Here is a 1,293-nt window from a genome sequence, read left to right on the forward strand (position 1 = left end):
GTTTTAGTACAGGATAAATATGCTCTAAAATTAAGGAAGAAAAGAGTTGCTTTTTACCTCAGTTCTTTGTTGTGCCCAGTTATTATTTTGTACTTAGTTTTATTCTTTTCTCCAATTTTCTTGAATAGATTTAATTCCAAACCTTTTTTTAAATCCCTACTGGCTGTTGAAGAAGAAATATCTTTAAAAATATCCATATAATCTTTTCTAGAAAACTCATTTTTATTTAATGAAATAAAATATTCAAGTCTATCATTTTCATTCAATGTTCTATTATTAAAATCTAATAATTTATTGATTGAAGCATCAATGACAGCTAACATATATTCGATAAACTTTGTTGATTTTCCTGATTTATCACTTTGGGCTAATGCTTTATAATATTTTTCTTGGTCATTACTAATCATTGTTTCAAATGGCAAAAATTCAAAGATCGGATATTTTTCCATTAAAATTAAAGTTTGCCATAATCTTCCCATTCTGCCATTCCCATCTAAAAATGGATGAATAAATTCCATTTCATAATGAAATACACAACTTTTGATTAATTCTATTTCATCTGAATTTTTTAAATACTTGAAAAGGTCTTTCATTAGGAAAGCTACATTTTCAAAAGGCGGAGCTAAATGTTCTACTTTTGATCCTTTTACAATTCCAACTCCTTGTCTTCTATATTTTCCGGCATAATCAATTAGGTTTTTCATTAAATGCTGATGTGCTTTTAAAAATGATTTTTCACTGTTTGGATCGTATTGATTTAAATTCTCATAGATTTCTATGGCATTTAGAACTTCTTCAACGTCTTTTTTTGGACCAATAACTCTTTTCTTTTCAAGTAAAGCCGTTATCTGTTCTTCTGTCAAACTATTTCCTTCTATTTTCAGTGAAGAATGAATAGTTTTTATTTTGTTCTGTTTTCTTAATTTAGGAGAAGGTCTGTTAAGATAAGTCGCATTTATTTCTCCAATTTTTTCTGAGATTGAAGTTATAAGTTTTAAAATTTCTGGAGTTATTTCGTAAGGAGGATTCATTTTGATACTATCATTTGATATTATCAAAGATACAATCATTTATGAATGAATTTCACTTGAGAGCGATTTTTTTAATTGGGCACAACGGTCTCGTATAACCGTCAGTTACGGGTTAAAGTACGCAAATTTTTCGGTTTAGCACAGGCGTTAGCAATTCCGAGTGGATTCGGACGTAGTCGAATCCGCCGTAATTGCGGTTATACATTGTGCTTGTTGCACAATTTACTAAAAAAGATTAATTTCATGGTATGCAAGGAAAAAA

Annotated in this window: 1 protein-coding gene; it reads right to left on the minus strand. The window is 29.1% G+C overall.

What is annotated here, in order from left to right; genetic code table 11:
• Window positions 1–53: 53 nt before the first annotated feature.
• Window positions 54–1,031, minus strand: coding sequence for a Fic family protein (locus G551_RS0112365; protein ID WP_027885848.1), 978 nt, complete (start codon window positions 1,029–1,031; stop codon window positions 54–56).
• Window positions 1,032–1,293: the final 262 nt, after the last annotated feature.

It is taken from the genome of Mesonia mobilis DSM 19841, assembly GCF_000423405.1.
Lineage (GTDB): Bacteria > Bacteroidota > Bacteroidia > Flavobacteriales > Flavobacteriaceae > Mesonia > Mesonia mobilis.